Raw genomic sequence first — 17,455 nt, forward strand, 5'->3', positions numbered from 1 at the left:
CCATGACGCTCGACGACTTCGACTACGACCTGCCCGCCGAACTCATCGCACAGGAGCCGGCTCCGGACCGTGCCGGCAGCCGTCTGCTGCGTGTCGATGTTGCGAGCGGTCGATTCCAGGATGGCCTGTTCCGCGATCTACCCGGTTGTGTGCGGCCGGGCGATCTGCTCGTGTTCAACGACACGCGCGTGATCAAGGCACGCCTGCACGGAGTCAAGGACACCGGGGGTCGGGTGGAGGCGCTGATCGAGCGCGTGCTGGACGATCGCGAGGCGCTGGCCCAGGTGAGCGCAAGCCACAGTCCCAGGCCGGGCAGCCGACTCACCTTTGCCGAAGCCGTGGTCGCCGAAGTGCTTGGGCGCGAAGGGGAGTTCTTCCGGTTGCGCTTTGTGGGCGACACCGGTGTGCTGGAGATTCTGGAGCGTCACGGCGAGTTGCCGCTGCCGCCCTACATCGGGCGTACCGCACAGGCGCAGGACGAACGCCGGTATCAGACGGTTTATGCGCGGCACGCCGGTGCGGTGGCGGCGCCCACGGCAGGATTGCACTTCACCGAAGGCATGATCGCCGACCTGGAAGCGATGGGCGTGCTCGTCCGCCGGATCACCCTGCACGTGGGAGCGGGGACGTTCCAGCCCGTGCGGGTGCACGATCTCTCCGAGCACCGGATGCATTCGGAACGATTCGAGGTGTCCGCGGAGGTCGTGGACACCGTTGCGCAGGTCCGAGCCGCCGGTGGCCGGGTGATCGCGGTGGGCACCACCAGCATCCGTGCACTGGAATCCGCGGCGGCGGACGGCAACCTTCACGCGTGCTCGGGCGAGACACGCCTGTTCATCACTCCCGGTTACGAATTCAAGGTCGTGGATGCATTGCTCACCAACTTTCACCTTCCCCGCTCGACGCTGCTCATGCTGGTGAGCGCCTTCGGCGGCATGGAGACGATCCGCCGCGCTTACGCGCATGCCATCGAAGCGCGCTACCGGTTCTTCAGTTACGGGGACGCGATGTTCATCGACCGGCGTGGGGTGAGTGCATGAGCGCGCCGGGCCGCTCCCAAGCGCTCGCCCCGAAGCGCGCAGCGCGGAGGGAGTTCCCATGAGCGCGCCGGGCCGCTCCCAAGCGCTCGCCCCGAAGCGCGCAGCGCGGAGGGAGTTCCCATGAGCGCGCCGGGCCGCTCCCAAGCGCTCGCCCCGGAGCGCGCAGCGCGGAGGGTTGTTCGATGCGCGCCGGGCCGTTCCCAAGCGCTCACCCCGGAGCGCGCAGCGCGGAGGGCTTTCCATTGAGTGCGTTGGCGTTCGAGGTGCTGGCGACCGACGGGGCAGCGCGTTCCGGTCGGCTCGTGCTCAACCATGGTGTGGTCGAGACGCCGTTGTTCATGCCCGTGGGCACGTACGGTGCGGTCAAGTCGGTGAGTCCGGACGAACTGAAGGCCATCGGGTCGCAGATCGTGCTGTCGAACACGTTCCACCTGTGGCTGCGCCCGGGCCTGGATGTCATCGGCCAGCACGGGGGGCTGCACCGGTTCATGGGGTGGAACGGACCGATCCTCACCGATTCCGGAGGGTTCCAGGTCTTCAGTCTCGGCGCCTTGCGCAAGGTGACGGAAGAGGGCGTGAAATTCCGCTCGCCCGTGAACGGCGACCGGCTGCTGCTGACGCCGGAGGAATCCATGCGCATCCAGCGCACGCTCGATTCCGACATCGCCATGATCTTCGACGAGTGCACGCCCTATCCCGCCACGGAACGGGAGGCCGAGACCTCCATGCTGCTCTCGCTGCGCTGGGCCGAACGGAGCAAGCGTGCTTTCGAAGGCTGCCGCAACGCGCTCTTCGGAATCGTGCAGGGGGGCATGTTCGAGGCCCTGCGCGACCGCTCCCTCGAACGGCTGAAGGAACTGGACTTCGACGGCTATGCGATCGGCGGACTGTCCGTCGGCGAACCCAAGGAAGACATGCGGCGGATCCTTGCTCATACCGCCCCCCGGCTGCCGCCGGACCGCCCGCGCTACCTGATGGGCGTGGGCACGCCCGAGGATCTGGTCGAGGCGGTCGCCAGCGGCATCGACATGTTCGACTGCGTCCTGCCCACCCGCAACGCCCGCAACGGCTGGCTGTTCACGCGCAACGGAACGCTCAAGCTGCGCAACAGCCGCTTCCGCGCCGACACCGCACCTCCCGATCCGGAATGCGGCTGCTACACGTGCCGCAACTTCTCGCTGTCGTATCTGCACCATCTGCAGCGCATGAACGAAATCCTCGGTGCGAGGCTCAATACCCTTCACAACCTGCACTACTACCACGATCTCATGGCGGGGCTCCGCGCCGCGATCCGCAGTGGTTCCATGGAGGCGTTCGTCAAGGATTTTCGAGCCCGGCGGACGGCCGGATAGTCGTTGATGGCGTTGAGTTTTTCGTGGTCTGCGAGGGGGTGCGTGCTAGAATGCGCGCCTTTTTTGCCCTCCCCGGACTCGCGGGCGCCGAGCATCGCAATGCGCGGCCGGCCGGTGCGAGACGGAGCGTTCGAAGCACGCCGAAGGCCTGGCGTGCGCCCTCGGTGCAATTGGATTAGGAGCGGACAGTGCTGATTTCCCAGGCTTGGGCCCAGAGCGCGGGTGGCGCGCAGGGCGGATTGGACCTCCTCGGTCTCATGCCCATCATCCTCATGTTCGTCGTGCTGTACTTCCTGATGATCCGGCCGCAGGCGAAGAAGGCCAAGGAACACAAGGCGCTGCTCGCGGCGCTGGCGAAGGGCGACGAAGTGGTCACGGGCGGCGGCATTCTGGGCAAGGTGACCAAGGTCGGCGAACAGTACGTGAGCATCGAAGTCGCGGACGGCGTGGAACTGCAGGTGCAGAAGCCGTCCATCGCGCTTGTGCTGCCCAAGGGCTCTCTCAAGAACGCGAACTGATGCATCTTTCGAGGCCGGTCCATCCGGGCCGGACTGAACCATGAACCGCTATCCCCTCTGGAAATATCTGGCCATCGGCATCGTCCTGCTGGTGGGCCTGCTCTACGCCGCACCGAACATCTTCGGCGAAGTCCCCGCCGTGCAGGTGTCGCCGGTGCGCGCAGGCCTGACGGCTGACACCGCCCTCGCCGCCAAGGTCGAAGAGACCTTGTCGAAGGAGGGCGTGAAGACCCAGGGCTCCTTCCTCGAGCCCAGCGGCGTCAAGGTGCGGTTCGCCGATCCCGACACGCAGCTGAAGGCGAAGGACGTCTTGCAGAAGGCGCTGGGCGACGACTACGTGGTGGCGCTCAACCTGCTCTCGAACGCGCCGGGGTGGATGCGGGCGATCAACGCGCTCCCCATGTATCTGGGCCTGGACCTCCGCGGCGGCGTGCACTTCCTCATGCAGGTCGACATGAACGGCGCGCTGACCAAGGCGGCCGACCGGTACGCGAGCGACGTCCGCCAGCTTCTTCGCGAGAAGGACGTTCGCTACGCCGGCGTGGGACGGGAGGGCCAGACGGTGAACATCCGTTTCCGTGACGAAGCCACCCGCGACAAGGGTCTGGAGGTCATCGAGCGCAATCTCCCCGGCGTCACGCTCAAGACCAAGTCGGAGGGCACCGACCAGATCGTCTCCATGTCGTTGAAGCCCGAGACGCAGAAGAGCATCCAGGACTTCGCCGTCCAGCAGAACATCACGACCATGCGCAACCGGGTGAACGAGCTGGGCGTGGCCGAGCCCATCATCCAGCAGTCGGGCGCGGACAGGATCGTCGTGCAGCTTCCCGGCGTGCAGGACACCGCCCGGGCGAAGGACATCCTGGGCCGCACCGCCACGCTGGAAGTCCGGATGGTGGACGAGGAAGCGACCCGCGCGGGGACGCCCGGCGTGGGTTCCGAGGTGTTCACCGAACGCCAGCGCGATGGAACTGCAAGCCAGGTGATCGTCCGCAAGCAGGTCGTGCTGACGGGCGAGCGGATCGTGGATGCCGGCCCGACGTTCGACCAGAACCAGAGGCCCGCGGTGTCCGTGTCCCTGGACAGCCCCGGCGGACGGATCATGCGCGATCTCACTCGCGAAAACGTCGGCAAGCTGATGGCCATCATCCTCTTCGAGAAGGGCAAGGGCGAGGCCGTCTCGGTGGCACGGATCCAGAGCGAGTTCTCGAACCGGTTCCAGATCACCGGCATGTTCACGGCCGAGGAAACCACGAAGCTCGCCATCCTGCTGCGCGCGGGTTCGCTGGCGGCACCGATGGAGATCGTGGAGGAACGCACGGTCGGCCCCAGCATGGGCGCGGAGAACATCGAGAAGGGCTGGAAGTCCACGCTGATCGGGTTCACGGCGATCGGCGTGTTCATGATCATCTACTACATGCTGTTCGGCGTGATCTCCGTCATGGCGCTGGCCGTGAACCTGGTCCTGCTGGTGGCGCTGCTGTCGATGCTTCAGGCGACGCTGACGCTGCCCGGCATCGCGGCCATCGCGCTCACGCTGGGCATGGCCATCGACGCGAACGTGCTGATCAACGAAAGGGTGCGCGAGGAATTGCGCAACGGGACCACGCCGCAGGCGGCGATCGCCGCCGGTTACGAGCGGGCGTGGGGCACGATCCTGGACTCCAACATCACGACGCTGATCGCCGGCATTGCGCTGTTCATGTTCGGCAGCGGGCCCATCCGCGGATTCGCGGTCGTGCACTGTCTCGGCATCCTGACCTCCATGTTCAGCGCCGTGCTGGTGTCCCGCAGCATCGTGAACCTGATGTACGGCAGCCGCCGCAAGCTGGACGGCCTGTCGATCGGCAACACCAACTGGCACAAGCAGTCCGCCGCGCCCGTCTGACCGGCGCCCCGCCAAGTTCCGAGGACATAGAAAGATGGAATTCTTCCGCATCCGCAAAGACATCCCGTTCATGCGGTATGCGCCGGTGTTCAACGTGATCTCGCTCGTCACGTTCATCCTGGCGGTCGTCTTCCTGTTCACCAAGGGCCTGCACTTCGGCGTGGAGTTCACCGGTGGCACGGTCATGGAGGTGAACTACGGGCACGCGGCGAACATCAATCAGGTGCGGGATGTCCTGGGCAAGGCAGGCTTCGCCGATGCCACCGTGCAGAACTTCGGCAATGCGCAGACGGCCCTCATCCGGCTGCCCACCAAGCAGGGCGTGTCCGGTGCCGTCATGTCCGAGCAGGTGCTCCAGACGCTGAAGGCGCAGGACCCTGCGGTGGTGCTCCGGCGCGTGGATTTCGTCGGGTCGCAGGTGGGCAAGGAACTCGTGGAGAACGGGCTCATCGCCATCGCGCTGGTCGCCCTGGGGATCGTGGGTTACCTTGCTCTGCGGTTCGAGTGGAAATTCGGCCTGGCGGCCATCATCGCCAACCTGCACGACGTGGTGATCATTCTCGGGTTCTTCGCGCTGTTCCAGTGGGAATTCTCGCTGCCTGTCCTGGCCGCCGTGCTCGCGGTGCTGGGATACTCCGTGAACGAATCGGTGGTGGTGTTCGACCGCGTGCGCGAGAACTTCCGCAAGATGCGCAAGGCGGCCGTGCCGGACGTCATCAACAACGCCATCACCAGCACCATTTCGCGGACGATCATCACGCACGGCTGCACGCAGCTCATGGTCACGTCCATCCTGTTCTTTGGCGGAGACACGCTGTTCTACTTCGCCCTGGCGCTGACCATCGGCATCCTGTTCGGCATCTATTCGTCCGTGCTCGTGGCGAGCCCGCTGGTCATGTACCTGGGCATCAAGCGCGAGGACCTGGTCAAGCCCGAACGCAAGCGCGAGGAAGCGGTCGTCTGACGGGCGGTCGCGCGGCGTGGAACTGATCACGCAGTTCGCCGGATTGATCCTGCACCTCGACCAGCATCTGTTCGAGTTCGCGCGGGACTACGGCAACTGGATCTACGCCCTGCTGTTCGGCATCATCTTCTGCGAGACAGGCCTCGTCTTCACGCCCTTCCTGCCCGGAGATTCGCTGCTGTTCGTCGCCGGCACCCTGGCCGGCGTGGGTGCCCTCAACGTTCACCTGCTGGTCATGCTGCTGATCGTCGCTGCCGTGTCGGGAGACTCCCTCAACTTCGGCATCGGACGCTGGCTCGGTCCCCGGGTGTTCCGGATGGAGGACTCCTGGTTCCTCAACCGGAAGCATCTCGAACATGCGCACGCGTTCTATGAGCGCCACGGGGGCAAGACGATCGTGATCGCGCGGTTCGTGCCCATCGTCCGCACCTACGCCCCGTTCGTGGCGGGCGTGGGCGCCATGGACTACCGGCGATTCATCGCGTTCAACGTGGGCGGTGCGGTGCTGTGGGTCGCACTGCTGTGCTACGGCGGCTATCTGTTCGGCAACATCCCGGCCGTGAAGAACAACATCACCAAGGTGATCCTGCTCATCATCATCCTGTCGCTGCTCCCGGTGGTCTTCGAATACCTGCGGGCACGCCGGCGTCCCTCAGTTTAGAGTCGCCGCCAGCTTGCGCCGGAAGACCGGCACGAGCGGATGGCGGGATCCCAGCAGGTCGAACACCCCCAGCATGGCCTTTCGCGCGGCATCCTCGCCGTGATGGCGGTCACGCTTCAAGGACTCCAGCAGTTGTTCCATGCCGGCTTCGTGCCGGCCGGTGGCGACCAGCAGATTCGCGAGCCTGATGCGGCTGCCGTGGTCTGCCGGATCGGCTTCCAGTTTTGCCCGCAGGGCGGCTTCGTCGCCTGCATCGGGGGCCGTGAGCGCCACGCGGATGCCGGCCAACCGCTGGGCCAGAGCGTTGTCCTGCGCCGCCAGCGGGCTCACGGCATCGATCACCTGGCGTGCATCGTTAGCTCGATCGGTGCGAAGCAGTCCTTCCGCGAGATCGACGCGGATACGGTCGTTGCGTGGCTCTTCCGCAAGAGCGGCCTCCAGCAACGCGATAGCACCTGCGAGATCTCCGCTTTCGGCGAGGGCTGCAGCCTCGCGGCGCTTGAGTTCGGCCGCGGACGGCAGCAACCGCTGGACGAAGGCGCGCACGGCCGAGGCCGGCTGTGCCCCCACGAATTCGTCGACCAGTTCACCGCCGACGAAGGCCTTCACGTTGGGAATGCTCCGAACGCCGAATTCGCCAGAGAGCGCCGGATTGTCGTCGGAGTTCACCTTGGCGAGCAGAAACTTCCCTTCGAACTCGGCCGCCACCTGCTCGAGCACGGGAGTCAGGGCGCGGCAAGGGCCGCACCACGGCGCCCAGAAATCCACGAGGACGGGTCGCCGATGCGATTCCGCGACGACCTGCTGCGCGAAAGTGGATTCGGTGACGTCGATGGCGTGTTCGGTCATGGTGTTCCTCGATGGACGGTCTCACCCGAACACATGGGGCGTAAGGGGCGCGGTTTCAACGGCCCCGTTGCGCCCCTGCGATCAGACGTCCCTGGCGAGATCGGCTGCGAGGCCGACGTAGGTGGCTGGAGTCAACGCCAACAACCGGTGCTTGTCAGGCTCCGGAATCGAGAGCGACTGGATGAATTCCCGCAGCGTCTCCTCGTTCATGCCCCGCTTGCCACGCGTCAGCGCCTTCAGCTGCTCGTAGGCTTCGGGCACGCCGAAGCGGCGCATCATCGTCTGGATCGGCTCGGCGAGAACCTCCCAGTTGGCATCCAGATCGGCGGCCAGCCGGGCGGGATTGGGTTCGAGCTTGCCCAGTCCGCGCAGGCACGAATCCCACGCGAGCAGCGTGTGTCCCAGCGCAGTGCCCATCGTGCGCAGGACGGTGGAGTCGGTGAGGTCGCGCTGCCACCGCGAGACAGGCAGCTTGACCGCAAGGTGCTGCAGCAGGGCATTGGCGACGCCCAGGTTTCCCTCGGAGTTCTCGAAGTCGATGGGGTTCACCTTGTGAGGCATGGTGGAAGAACCGACTTCGCCGGCCTTGAGCTTCTGCTTGAAGTAGTCGAGGCTGATGTAGCCCCACAGGTCGCGATCCAGATCCAGAAGAATGGTGTTCGCGCGGACGTAGGCATCGCACAGTTCGGCAATGCAGTCGTGCGGCTCGATCTGGGTCGTGTGCGGATTGAACTCGATGGCGAGGCCTTCGACGAACGACCGGGCAAGGGCGGGCCAGTCGACGGCGGGGTAGGCGACCACGTGGGCGTTATAGTTGCCCACGGCGCCGTTGATCTTGCCGGTCAGCGGCACGTCGGCAAGGCGCCGGCGTGCCCGATGAAGCCGCGCGACCACGTTGGCGAGTTCCTTGCCCACGGTCGTCGGCGTGGCTGGCTGGCCGTGGGTGCGAGAGAGCATCGGTACGTCCGCGAGTTCGTGCGCGAGCTGCGCCAGCCGCACGCCCACCGCGTCCAGGGCAGGCAGCATCACCTGCGCGCGGGCATCGCGCAGCATCATGGCGTGGCAAAGGTTGTTGATGTCCTCGGACGTGCAGGCGAAGTGCAGGAACTGGTTCGCGGCCGCGATCTCCGTATCGGCCGAGAACCGCTCGCGCAACCAGTACTCGACGGCCTTGACGTCGTGGTTGGTGCGGTTCTCGATGGCCTTCACCGCTTCGGCGTCCGCGACGCCGAAGCTCTTGATGGCCTGGTCCAGGACGGCGATGGACTCCGGCGAGAACGGCGGGAGTTCCATCACGCCGGGATGGGCGGCCAAGGCCTTGAGCCACTCGATCTCGACGATCACGCGGTAGCGGATGAGGGCGAACTCGCTGAACTGTTCCGCGAGCCGGAAGGTCTTGCCGCGATAGCGCCCGTCGAGAGCGGAAATGGCCGTAAGGGAAGAAAGTTGCATGGAGAGAGGAGCGCTTGCAAAGCGCGGATTCTAAATGGAAGCGATGAGGCGCGCGGCGAAATGAGCGAGTTTCGGCCCTCGCCCTCCGAACTGCTCGAGGAGGTGCGTGCCTGTCGGGCGTGTGCCGGTTCGCTGCCGCACGAACCGCGGCCGGTGCTGAGGGTGAGCGGTACGGCACGGCTCCTGATCGTGGGCCAGGCGCCGGGCCGGCTCGTGCACGAGACCGGCATTCCGTGGAACGACCCGTCGGGCCGGCGGCTCAGACAGTGGCTCGACATGAGCGACGAGGAGTTCTACGACATCTCGAGAGTGGCGATCGTGCCGATCGGGCTGTGCTATCCGGGAACCGTGGATGGGGCGGACCTGCCTCCGCGCCGGGAATGCGCGCCGCTGTGGCACGCCAGAATCGGACAACTGTTGCGAGAGGTGCGGCTCACGCTTCTCGTGGGCAGCTACGCGCATGCGTTCTATCTGGGAGCCCGGCGCAAGCGCGGCATGACGGAAACGGTGGCCGCGCACGAGGAATATCTGCCGGCGTATCTGCCCCTGCCGCATCCGAGCTGGCGCAATACCGGATGGCTCAAGCGCAATCCGTGGTTCGAGAGCGGGCTGTTGCCGGCGCTACGCGACCGAGTCCGCGCGGTGTTGGGTTGATTCCCGGTCGGTGCCCTGCGGCAAGTCGGCAGCCTGCTCGATGACACCACCGCCCAGGCATACCTGCGCATCGTAGAAGACCACCGACTGTCCGGGCGTCACGGCCCATTGGGGATGGTCGAAGATCACGCGAATGCCATCCGTGGAAGATCCCGGCGAGATCCTGCAGGCGGAATCCTGCTGGCGGTACCGGGTCTTCGCGGTGAGAGGGATCGCGAGGTCGGGTGCCGAGCCTGCGATCCAGGACAGATCGAGGGCTTCCAGGGCCGGCGCCGACAGGGCGGGGTGATCGTGACCCTGCACGACGATCAATTCGTTGCGCGGCAGGTCCTTGCCGGCCACGTACCAGGGCAGGCCCTCGCCGCCGATCCCGAGCCCCTGCCGCTGCCCGATGGTGTAGTACATGAGCCCGGAATGCCGGCCCATGGTCCTGCCGTCTGGCGTCTTCATGTCGCCCGGTTCGGTCGGCATGTACCGCTGCAGGAATTCCCGGAACGGGCGCTCGCCGATGAAGCAGATTCCGGTCGAATCCTTCTTCGCGTGGTTGGGCAGTGCGAGTCTTTGCGCCAACGCGCGTACGTCCTTTTTCATCCAGCTCGCCAACGGGAAGAGGGTTCGCGACAGCTGCACCTGATTCAGACGGTGCAGAAAGTAGCTCTGGTCTTTCGAGGCATCGGCGGCCCTGAGCAGTTCGAAGCGCCCGTCGACCTCCCGGACTCCGGCATAGTGGCCGGTGGCGATGTGGTCGGCGCCCAGCGCAAGGGCGTGATCGAGAAACGCCTTGAACTTGATCTCGCTGTTGCAGAGGATGTCCGGATTGGGCGTGCGCCCGGCACGATATTCGTCGAGGAAAAGGCGGAAGACGCGGTCGCGGTATTCCGCCGCGAAGTTCACCGCCTCCACATCGATGCCGATCACGTCGGCCACGGACACGGCGTCGACGAGGTCTTCGCGCGACGTGCAGTATTCGTCGGTATCGTCGTCTTCCCAGTTCTTCATGAACAAGCCGATCACCTCGTGGCCTTCCTCCTTGAGGAGCCACGCAGCCACGGCGGAATCCACGCCGCCGGAGAGGCCAACGATGACCTTGCTCTTCTTCATGACCCGGAAATGCGGACGACGGGCTCCACGCTGACGGCCTGCCGTTTCATGGATAGTGCCTGAGCAGCGAGAGATCGAATCGCCGGCCGGCGAGATAGTCGTCGATGCACTGCAGGATCAGCGGACTGCGATGCCGGGACGCCGTGGCGCGGATTTCATCGGGCGTCATCCAGACAGCGCGCAGGATGCCTTCGTCCAGGCGCCGATCCGCGTCGTGGGACAGCACGCGACCGGCGAAGGCGAAGCGCAGATAGACGAGATCGCGCTGCGGATGCGGCCAGCGATAGACGCCGATGAGGTGCTCGATGGCGACGTGATGGCCGGTTTCCTCCAGCGATTCGCGCACGGCGCCTTCCACGAGCGATTCGTTGCGCTCAAGGTGCCCGGCAGGCTGGTTGAAGCGGATGCCGTCCTCGGTCTGTTCCTCGACGAGCAGAAAACGGCCTTCGCGTTCGAGCACGGTGGCCACGGTGACATGCGGAGCCCAGGGCACGTTCAACCTCCCAATCCCGGAAACAATTCCTGCAATCCCTTCGCGATGAATTCCACGGCCAGTGCCGCCAGCGTGAGTCCCATGAGGCGCGTGATGATGTTCATTCCGGTGGTGCCGAGGCGGTGAGCCAGACGTGCGGCGAGCCGCAGCACGGCCCAGACGGCGATGGCGATCAGCGCCGACGGAATGAGCAGCTTCAGCTGGAAGAGAATGCCCGGAACACGGTGGCTGGCGATGATCATCGTGCTGATGGCGCCGGGGCCGGCGAACAGGGGAATGGCCAGCGGGACCACCGCGACCGCCTGCCGTGCCGCGGCCTCCTCCGACTCCTGGGGCGTCTGCCGCAGACCGTTCTCGCGCGCCTGCATCATCGACACCGACAATAGCATGAGCAGAATGCCACCCCCGACCTGGAATGACGCAATGCTGATGCCGAAGAACTCCAGCATGAGCGTGCCGACGAGCGAGGCCAATGCGAGTACGAGGAACACTGTGATGGCTACGGTCTGGGCTGTCCGGCGCCGCTGCCCGATGTCCCAGTCACTGGTGGTCATGAGGAACATGGGGATTCCGCCCACCGGATTGACGATGGCGAACAGTGCGATGGTGATCTTGAACAGTTCGTTCCAGTCGTTCATGAGTACCGGCGAAGCATGGAGGCGCTTCGAAATGACCGCGCGGCGGTGCATGGAGTGACCCGCCGCCAGGAGCCGGGGATATGAGCGGAAGGCAGAATAATTGCCGCTGGCCGGAGCGTCAAAGCCCGTTCAGGGCCGTGGAACCGGAACGTCCCGCCACTGGCCGGGAAGAAGATCCCGCAAGCACCAGGGACCGATGCTCGCCCGGATGAGCCGCAGGGTCGGCAATCCCACCGCCGCCGTCATCCGGCGCACTTGGCGATTCCGGCCTTCCGTAATCTCCAGCTGCAACCAGTGGGTCGGGACGGTCTTGCGAAAGCGGACAGGAGGGTCCCGCGCCCAGAGGTTGGGCGGCTCGTCGATCGCCACCACCTTCGCCGGCCGGGTGGGACCGTCCTTCAGCGTGACTCCCCGCGCGAGGTGGTCGAGTTGTTCCTGCACTGGTGTTCCTTCCACCTGCACCCAGTATCGTTTGGGCTGCTTGTGGCGGGGATCGGACAAGCGGGCCTGCAACGCGCCGTCGTCAGTCAGTGCAAGCAATCCTTCACTGTCGGCATCGAGCCGTCCGGCCGGATACACGTCCGGAACCGGAACGAAGTCACGCAGGGTACGAACGCCGGGCGGCCCGGAGAACTGGCTCAACACGCCGTAGGGCTTGTTGACCAGAATGACCCGGGCCATCCCCGGCTCAGCGGTGCTCGTGCGCGATCACGTAGTCGTAGGCAGGCAGGGTGAGGAACTCCGCGAAGTCTTCGGCGAGCGTCAGTTCCTGGAACATCTTCGCGCCTTCCTCGTACTGCCCTGCGGCATATTGCTTGTCCCCGAGGATTTCCTTCACGCGGGCAAGCTCCTGCGGCACCAGCGACTGGAACAACTCCTTCGTGACCTTGCGGCCGTCGTCCAGAACGCCTTTGGGGCTGCGGATCCAGTGCCAGATCTGTGCTCGCGAGATCTCGGCCGTCGCCGCGTCTTCCATCAGGTTGAAGATCGGCACACAGCCCGTGCCCGCGAGCCAGGCTCCCATGTACTGGATGCCGATGTTGATGTTCGTGCGCAGGCCCTGTTCCGTGATGGGCGCCTGGGGCTGGAAGTCGAGAAGATCCTTTGCGGTCACATTGACGTCGTCCCGCTGGCGCGAGATCTGATTGGGCGTCTTCATGCCGGCGTCGAAGACCTCCTTCGCGATGGGGACCAGGCCGGGGTGTGCCACCCAGGTGCCGTCATGACCGTCGGTCACTTCGCGCTCCTTGTCGGCGCGCACCTTGGCGAGGGCGGCATCGTTGGCCGCGGCATCGTTCTTGATGGGGATCTGCGCCGCCATTCCCCCCATGGCGAAGGCGCCTCGCTTGTGGCAGGTCTTGATGAGGAGCAGCGAATAGGCGCGCATGAACGGGCTGGTCATGGTGACCAAGCCGCGGTCCGCAAGAATGAAATCCGGCTGCTTCTTGAACTTCTTGATGCAGGAGAAGATGTAGTCCCAGCGGCCGCAATTGAGGCCGGCGGAGTGGTGGCGCAGTTCGTAGAGGATCTCCTCCATCTCGAACGTCGCCATGATCGTTTCGATCAGTACGGTTGCCTTGACGGTTCCGACCGGCAGGCCCAGTTCCTTCTGTGCCAGCACGAAGGCGTCGTTCCAGAGCCGCGCCTCCAGGTGGCTCTCCATCTTGGGAAGGTACAGATAGATGCCGCAACCCTTGCTTCACGCGTCTTGCCGCGTTGTGGAAGAAGTACAGGCCGAAGTCGAACAGGCCGCCGGAAACCGGCTTGCCGTCGACCCGGACGTGCTTCTCGGTCAGGTGCCAGCCACGGGGACGGACGAGCAGCGTGGCGGTCTTCTCTGCGAGCGCGTACTTCTTGCCTTCGGGGCTGGTGAACGAAATGGTCCGGTCCAGCGCGTCCCGCATGTTGATCTGCCCCTGGATCTGGTTGTCCCAGGTGGGCGTGCTGGAATCCTCGAAGTCCGCCATGAACATGTTCGCGCCCGAATTGAGCGCGTTGATCACCATCTTGCGGTCCGTCGGACCGGTGATCTCGACTCTGCGGTCCTGAAGATCCTGCGGCACGGAAGCGACTTTCCAGTCTCCTTCCCGGATGTGACGCGTCTCGGGCAGGAAATCGGGCAGCTTGCCGGCGTCCAGTTCGGCCTGACGTACCTTGCGCCGCTCCAGCAATTCCAGCCGGCGCACATCGAAGGCCCGGTGCAATTTCGCGATGAAGGCGACGGCATCGGGCGTGAGGATCTGGCTGTATTCCGGGGTGACGGGGGCAAGGATTTCGATGCCTGGGCCGTAGGAGGGCGCGGTCATGGGGTGCTCCGGTTCTGACGAGACGAGGAATCCCGCATTATGGCATTAGTTCTTACCAAGTGGCGCAGGGACAAAAAAGCCCGGGCAGTGCCCGGGCTCGAGGGACGGAGGCCCCGGTCAGGCGAACTGCTCTTCCTCGGTGGAGCCGGTGAGAGCGGTGACGGAGGACTGCCCCGACTGGATGACCTGGGTCACCTCGTCGAAATAACCCGTACCGACCTCGCGCTGATGCTTCACGGCGGTGAAGCCGCGATCGGCCGCCGCGAATTCCTTCTGCTGCAATTCGACGAAGGCGGTCATGTTGTCGCGGGCGTAGCCGTACGCGAGATCGAACATGCCGTAGTTGAGCGCGTGGAAGCCGGCCAGCGTGATGAACTGGAACTTGTAACCCATGGCGCCCAGTTCACGCTGGAACTTGGCGATGGTCGCGTCGTCGAGGTTCTTCTTCCAGTTGAAGGAGGGCGAGCAGTTGTACGACAGAAGCTTGCCGGGGAACTTGCGGTGGATGGCTTCCGCGAACTGCCGGGCGAACTCGAGGTCGGGCTTGCCGGTTTCGCACCAGATGAGGTCGGCGTATGGCGCGTAGGCAAGGCCACGGGAGATCGCCTGCTGCAGCCCGTTCATCACCCGGTAATAGCCTTCGGGCGTGCGTTCGCCTGTGCAGAACGGTTTGTCATTCTCATCCACGTCCGACGTGAGCAGGTTCGCGGCTTCGGCATCCGTGCGGGCGAACACGAGGGTCGGAACGCCCATGATGTCCGCCGCAAGGCGGGCGGCTACGAGCTTCTGCACGGCCTCCTGGGTGGGCACGAGGACCTTGCCGCCCATGTGGCCACATTTCTTCGCGGCGGCGAGCTGATCCTCGAAGTGCACGCCTGCAGCGCCCGCCTCGATCATCGCCTTCATGAGTTCGAAGGCGTTGAGCACGCCACCGAATCCGGCTTCCGCGTCCGCCACGATGGGGGCGTACCAGTCAGTGCCATCCTTGCCTTCGGAATGGTGGATCTGATCGGCGCGCATCAGCGTGTTGTTGATCCGGCGCACGATGGCCGGCACGCTGTTGACGGGATAGAGAGACTGGTCGGGATACATCTCACCGGACAGGTTGGCGTCGGCGGCGACCTGCCACCCCGACAGGTAGATTGCTTTCAGGCCGGCCTTGTCCTGCTGCATGGCCTGATTGCCGGTCATGGCGCCGAGCGCGTTGATGAACGGCTCGGTGTTCACCAGGGTCCAGAGCTTTTCGGCGCCGCGCCGGGCAAGGCTGTGCTCGATGTGAACGGTGCCTCGCAGGCGGTCGACGTCTTCTGCCGTGTAAGGACGGTTGACGCCCTTCCAGCGCGGATTCTCCGCCCAGTCTTTCTTCATCTGCGCGATGCTGAGTTCGCGATTCATTGGTGTGTTCTCCATCGGAAGGTGATCGGGAGCGCAGGCTGGGCTGATCGCCGGCGTGAGTCCTTTGAACGGACCAGACGCAGACAACCGGGCAATCCGCCGCGCGGAGGAAGGCCCACGGCGCAATTTGTGTGCGCGCCGCGCCCAGATTGCACATCGCGGCCAGAATCCGGATCTGGGGGCCGCTTGACGAACCGGGTTGGGGGGTCGCCTTTGAACGTCGGAGTCCCTGCTCGGGAACCGGCGCTGTGACTGAACCAAGTATCCGAACAGCCATGCGGCGGTGCAACAACGGCGCAATTGTGGTCATTACGACATTGAAAACAACAAGTTGAAGCATGGCACAACCTTCTCTTCCCGTATCGTGGAATGCAATTCGGGATCGCGATAGGCGCTTCTGCGTGCATTGCAGCATTCGGCCTTCGGCAGCGGCTACGCCAGGGCACGGGACCGAACGCTCCATCCGTGCCTGGCGCGCATCGTGCACGAAGCGCGGGAAAGGTTGGGTAAGGACTTCCCGCAGACCCTCACCGTGAGGGATGCGAGAGCGATGCATCAGGCATGGATGGGGGCGCAGCAGGTCGCCAAGTGGGAAGCGGTCGACTAAACTTGCACCGCTTCGACGACTCGAATGCCAGGCGGGTCGATGAACGGGGCGCGGGCCGAAATGCGGCCGCTGCGTGACGCATTCTTTCCTTCAATCGCGAAAGGACATCGATGTACAAACACATCCAAGTGCCCAAGACGGGTGAAAAGATCACGGTCAATGGCGACTTCACGCTGAACGTGCCTGATCATCCGGTGATTCCGTTCATCGAAGGTGACGGCACCGGAGTGGACATCACTCCCGTCATGAAGGCCGTGGTCGACAAGGCCGTGGCGACTGCGTATGGCGGCAAGCGTCAGATCACCTGGATGGAGATCTACGCGGGCGAGAAGTCCACGAAGGTCTATGGCGAGAATGTGTGGCTGCCCGACGAAACGCTCGAGGCCGCCAAGGAGTACGTGGTTTCCATCAAGGGACCCCTCACCACGCCGGTTGGCGGCGGAATCCGCTCGATCAACGTCGCTCTGCGGCAGGAACTGGATCTGTACGTGTGCCTGCGTCCGGTCCGGTATTTCGCGGGAGTTCCCAGCCCTCTCAAGAATCCCGAAAAGACGGACATGGTCATCTTCCGCGAGAACTCGGAGGATATCTATGCCGGCATCGAATGGGCCGCTGAAAGCGACGCCTGCCGGAAGGTGATCAAGTTTCTCACCGGCGAGATGGGCGTGAAGAAGATCCGCTTCCCCGAGACATCGGGCATCGGCATCAAGCCGGTATCCCGCGAAGGAACGGAACGGCTCGTCCGCAAGGCCATCCAGTACGCAATAACCAACAAGCGCAGATCGGTGACCCTGGTCCACAAGGGCAACATCATGAAGTTCACCGAAGGCGCGTTCCGCGACTGGGGCTACGACCTCGCGCGCCGCGAGTTCGGTGCGGAACTGCTCGATGGCGGCCCGTGGATGAAACTCCCTGGCGGAACGGTCATCAAGGACGTCATCGCGGATGCCTTCCTGCAGCAGATCCTGCTGCGTCCGGATGAATACGACGTGATCGCGACGCTCAATCTCAACGGCGACTACATCTCCGATGCGCTTGCGGCCCAGGTGGGGGGGATCGGCATCGCGCCCGGCGCCAACCTTTCCGATTCCGTGGCCATGTTCGAAGCCACACACGGAACCGCCCCGAAGTATGCCGGCAAGGATTACGTGAACCCCGGGTCGTTGATATTGTCTGCCGAGATGATGCTCAGGCACATGGGGTGGGTGGAGGCGGCGGACCTGATCATCCGCAGCATGGAGGCTGCGATCTCCGCGAAGACCGTGACGTACGACTTCGCCAGGCTGATGCAGGGGGCGACACAACTGTCGTGTTCCGGTTTCGGTCAGGCAATGATCGCGAAGATGTAATAAAGATCATGCGCGAGTCCGGTCCATCCCTTTCCAACAACTGTGGGCGAGCCCCATCGCGGCTCTTCATACAGGTGTTGAGGGAAGGACCGGTCCGTGCATGCAGGCGGACGGCAAGCGAGCGTGGCATCGTTGAAAACGCGGCCCTTTCGTCCACTTGTAAATTTCCGGGTAACGCGCAAAATAGG

At 64.5% G+C, this 17,455-nt stretch carries 15 protein-coding genes and 1 pseudogene; 8 read left to right on the forward strand and 8 right to left on the reverse strand.

The window, feature by feature from the left end:
- Positions 1–2: 2 nt before the first annotated feature.
- The 6 genes from queA (at position 3) to IPK20_18710 (ending at position 6,423) form a co-directional block, all read left to right on the forward strand.
- Entirely contained in the window at positions 3–1,040 is a 1,038-nt protein-coding gene (gene queA / locus IPK20_18685) for a tRNA preQ1(34) S-adenosylmethionine ribosyltransferase-isomerase QueA (GenBank protein ID MBK8018536.1), read from the forward strand.
- Between the two features lie 182 nt (positions 1,041–1,222).
- A complete protein-coding gene (gene tgt, locus IPK20_18690; protein MBK8018537.1) occupies positions 1,223–2,392 on the forward strand; it encodes a tRNA guanosine(34) transglycosylase Tgt in 1,170 nt (389 codons plus the stop codon).
- Positions 2,393–2,580: 188 nt separating this feature from the next.
- The gene (gene yajC / locus IPK20_18695) at positions 2,581–2,910 is read left to right on the forward strand and encodes a preprotein translocase subunit YajC (GenBank protein MBK8018538.1); all 330 of its coding nucleotides are present in this window, start codon (positions 2,581–2,583) and stop codon (positions 2,908–2,910) included.
- A 40-nt stretch (positions 2,911–2,950) separates the two neighbouring features.
- On the forward strand, positions 2,951–4,798 hold the full coding sequence (secD, locus tag IPK20_18700; GenBank protein MBK8018539.1) for a protein translocase subunit SecD: 1,848 nt from the start codon (positions 2,951–2,953) through the stop codon (positions 4,796–4,798).
- A 34-nt stretch (positions 4,799–4,832) separates the two neighbouring features.
- Positions 4,833–5,762: a protein translocase subunit SecF gene (gene secF, locus IPK20_18705; protein ID MBK8018540.1), complete on the forward strand. Its 930-nt coding sequence runs from the start codon at positions 4,833–4,835 to the stop codon at positions 5,760–5,762.
- A 16-nt stretch (positions 5,763–5,778) separates the two neighbouring features.
- Positions 5,779–6,423: a DedA family protein gene (locus IPK20_18710; protein MBK8018541.1), complete on the forward strand. Its 645-nt coding sequence runs from the start codon at positions 5,779–5,781 to the stop codon at positions 6,421–6,423.
- On the opposite strand, the gene IPK20_18715 is transcribed toward IPK20_18710, so the two are convergent.
- Positions 6,415–7,272, reverse strand: a complete 858-nt coding sequence (locus tag IPK20_18715) for a tetratricopeptide repeat protein (protein MBK8018542.1) — start codon at positions 7,270–7,272, stop codon at positions 6,415–6,417. The genes IPK20_18710 and IPK20_18715 overlap by 9 nt on opposite strands.
- Positions 7,273–7,353: 81 nt before the next feature.
- The gene (gene purB / locus IPK20_18720) at positions 7,354–8,724 is read right to left on the reverse strand and encodes an adenylosuccinate lyase (GenBank protein MBK8018543.1); all 1,371 of its coding nucleotides are present in this window, start codon (positions 8,722–8,724) and stop codon (positions 7,354–7,356) included.
- A gap of 60 nt (positions 8,725–8,784) precedes the next feature.
- Here purB and IPK20_18725 point away from each other — a divergent pair, with 60 nt between their 5' ends.
- Positions 8,785–9,378, forward strand: a complete 594-nt coding sequence (locus IPK20_18725) for a uracil-DNA glycosylase family protein (GenBank protein ID MBK8018544.1) — start codon at positions 8,785–8,787, stop codon at positions 9,376–9,378.
- Here the strand turns inward: IPK20_18725 and mnmA are convergent.
- The 6 genes and pseudogenes from mnmA to aceA all read right to left on the reverse strand — a co-directional run bounded on the left by mnmA (position 9,346) and on the right by aceA (position 15,311).
- Positions 9,346–10,479, reverse strand: coding sequence for a tRNA 2-thiouridine(34) synthase MnmA (gene mnmA / locus IPK20_18730; GenBank protein ID MBK8018545.1), 1,134 nt, complete (start codon positions 10,477–10,479; stop codon positions 9,346–9,348). The genes IPK20_18725 and mnmA overlap by 33 nt on opposite strands.
- A gap of 46 nt (positions 10,480–10,525) precedes the next feature.
- Positions 10,526–10,972, reverse strand: coding sequence for an NUDIX hydrolase (locus IPK20_18735; protein MBK8018546.1), 447 nt, complete (start codon positions 10,970–10,972; stop codon positions 10,526–10,528).
- 2 nt (positions 10,973–10,974) lie between these two features.
- Positions 10,975–11,610 (reverse strand): NAAT family transporter, encoded by a 636-nt coding sequence (locus tag IPK20_18740; GenBank protein MBK8018547.1) that lies wholly within the window; start codon positions 11,608–11,610, stop codon positions 10,975–10,977.
- Positions 11,611–11,739: 129 nt separating this feature from the next.
- The gene (locus IPK20_18745; protein ID MBK8018548.1) at positions 11,740–12,291 is read right to left on the reverse strand and encodes a pseudouridine synthase; all 552 of its coding nucleotides are present in this window, start codon (positions 12,289–12,291) and stop codon (positions 11,740–11,742) included.
- Positions 12,292–12,298: 7 nt separating this feature from the next.
- Positions 12,299–13,916 (reverse strand): annotated as a pseudogene (gene aceB, locus IPK20_18750) (malate synthase A).
- A gap of 117 nt (positions 13,917–14,033) precedes the next feature.
- A complete protein-coding gene (gene aceA, locus IPK20_18755) occupies positions 14,034–15,311 on the reverse strand; it encodes an isocitrate lyase (protein MBK8018549.1) in 1,278 nt (425 codons plus the stop codon).
- Between the two features lie 717 nt (positions 15,312–16,028).
- On the opposite strand from aceA, the gene icd reads away from it, so the two are divergent.
- Entirely contained in the window at positions 16,029–17,267 is a 1,239-nt protein-coding gene (icd, locus tag IPK20_18760) for an NADP-dependent isocitrate dehydrogenase (GenBank protein ID MBK8018550.1), read from the forward strand.
- The last annotated feature ends 188 nt before the right edge of the window (positions 17,268–17,455 follow it).

The organism is Betaproteobacteria bacterium (genome assembly GCA_016713305.1).
In the GTDB taxonomy this organism is placed as follows: Bacteria; Pseudomonadota; Gammaproteobacteria; order Burkholderiales.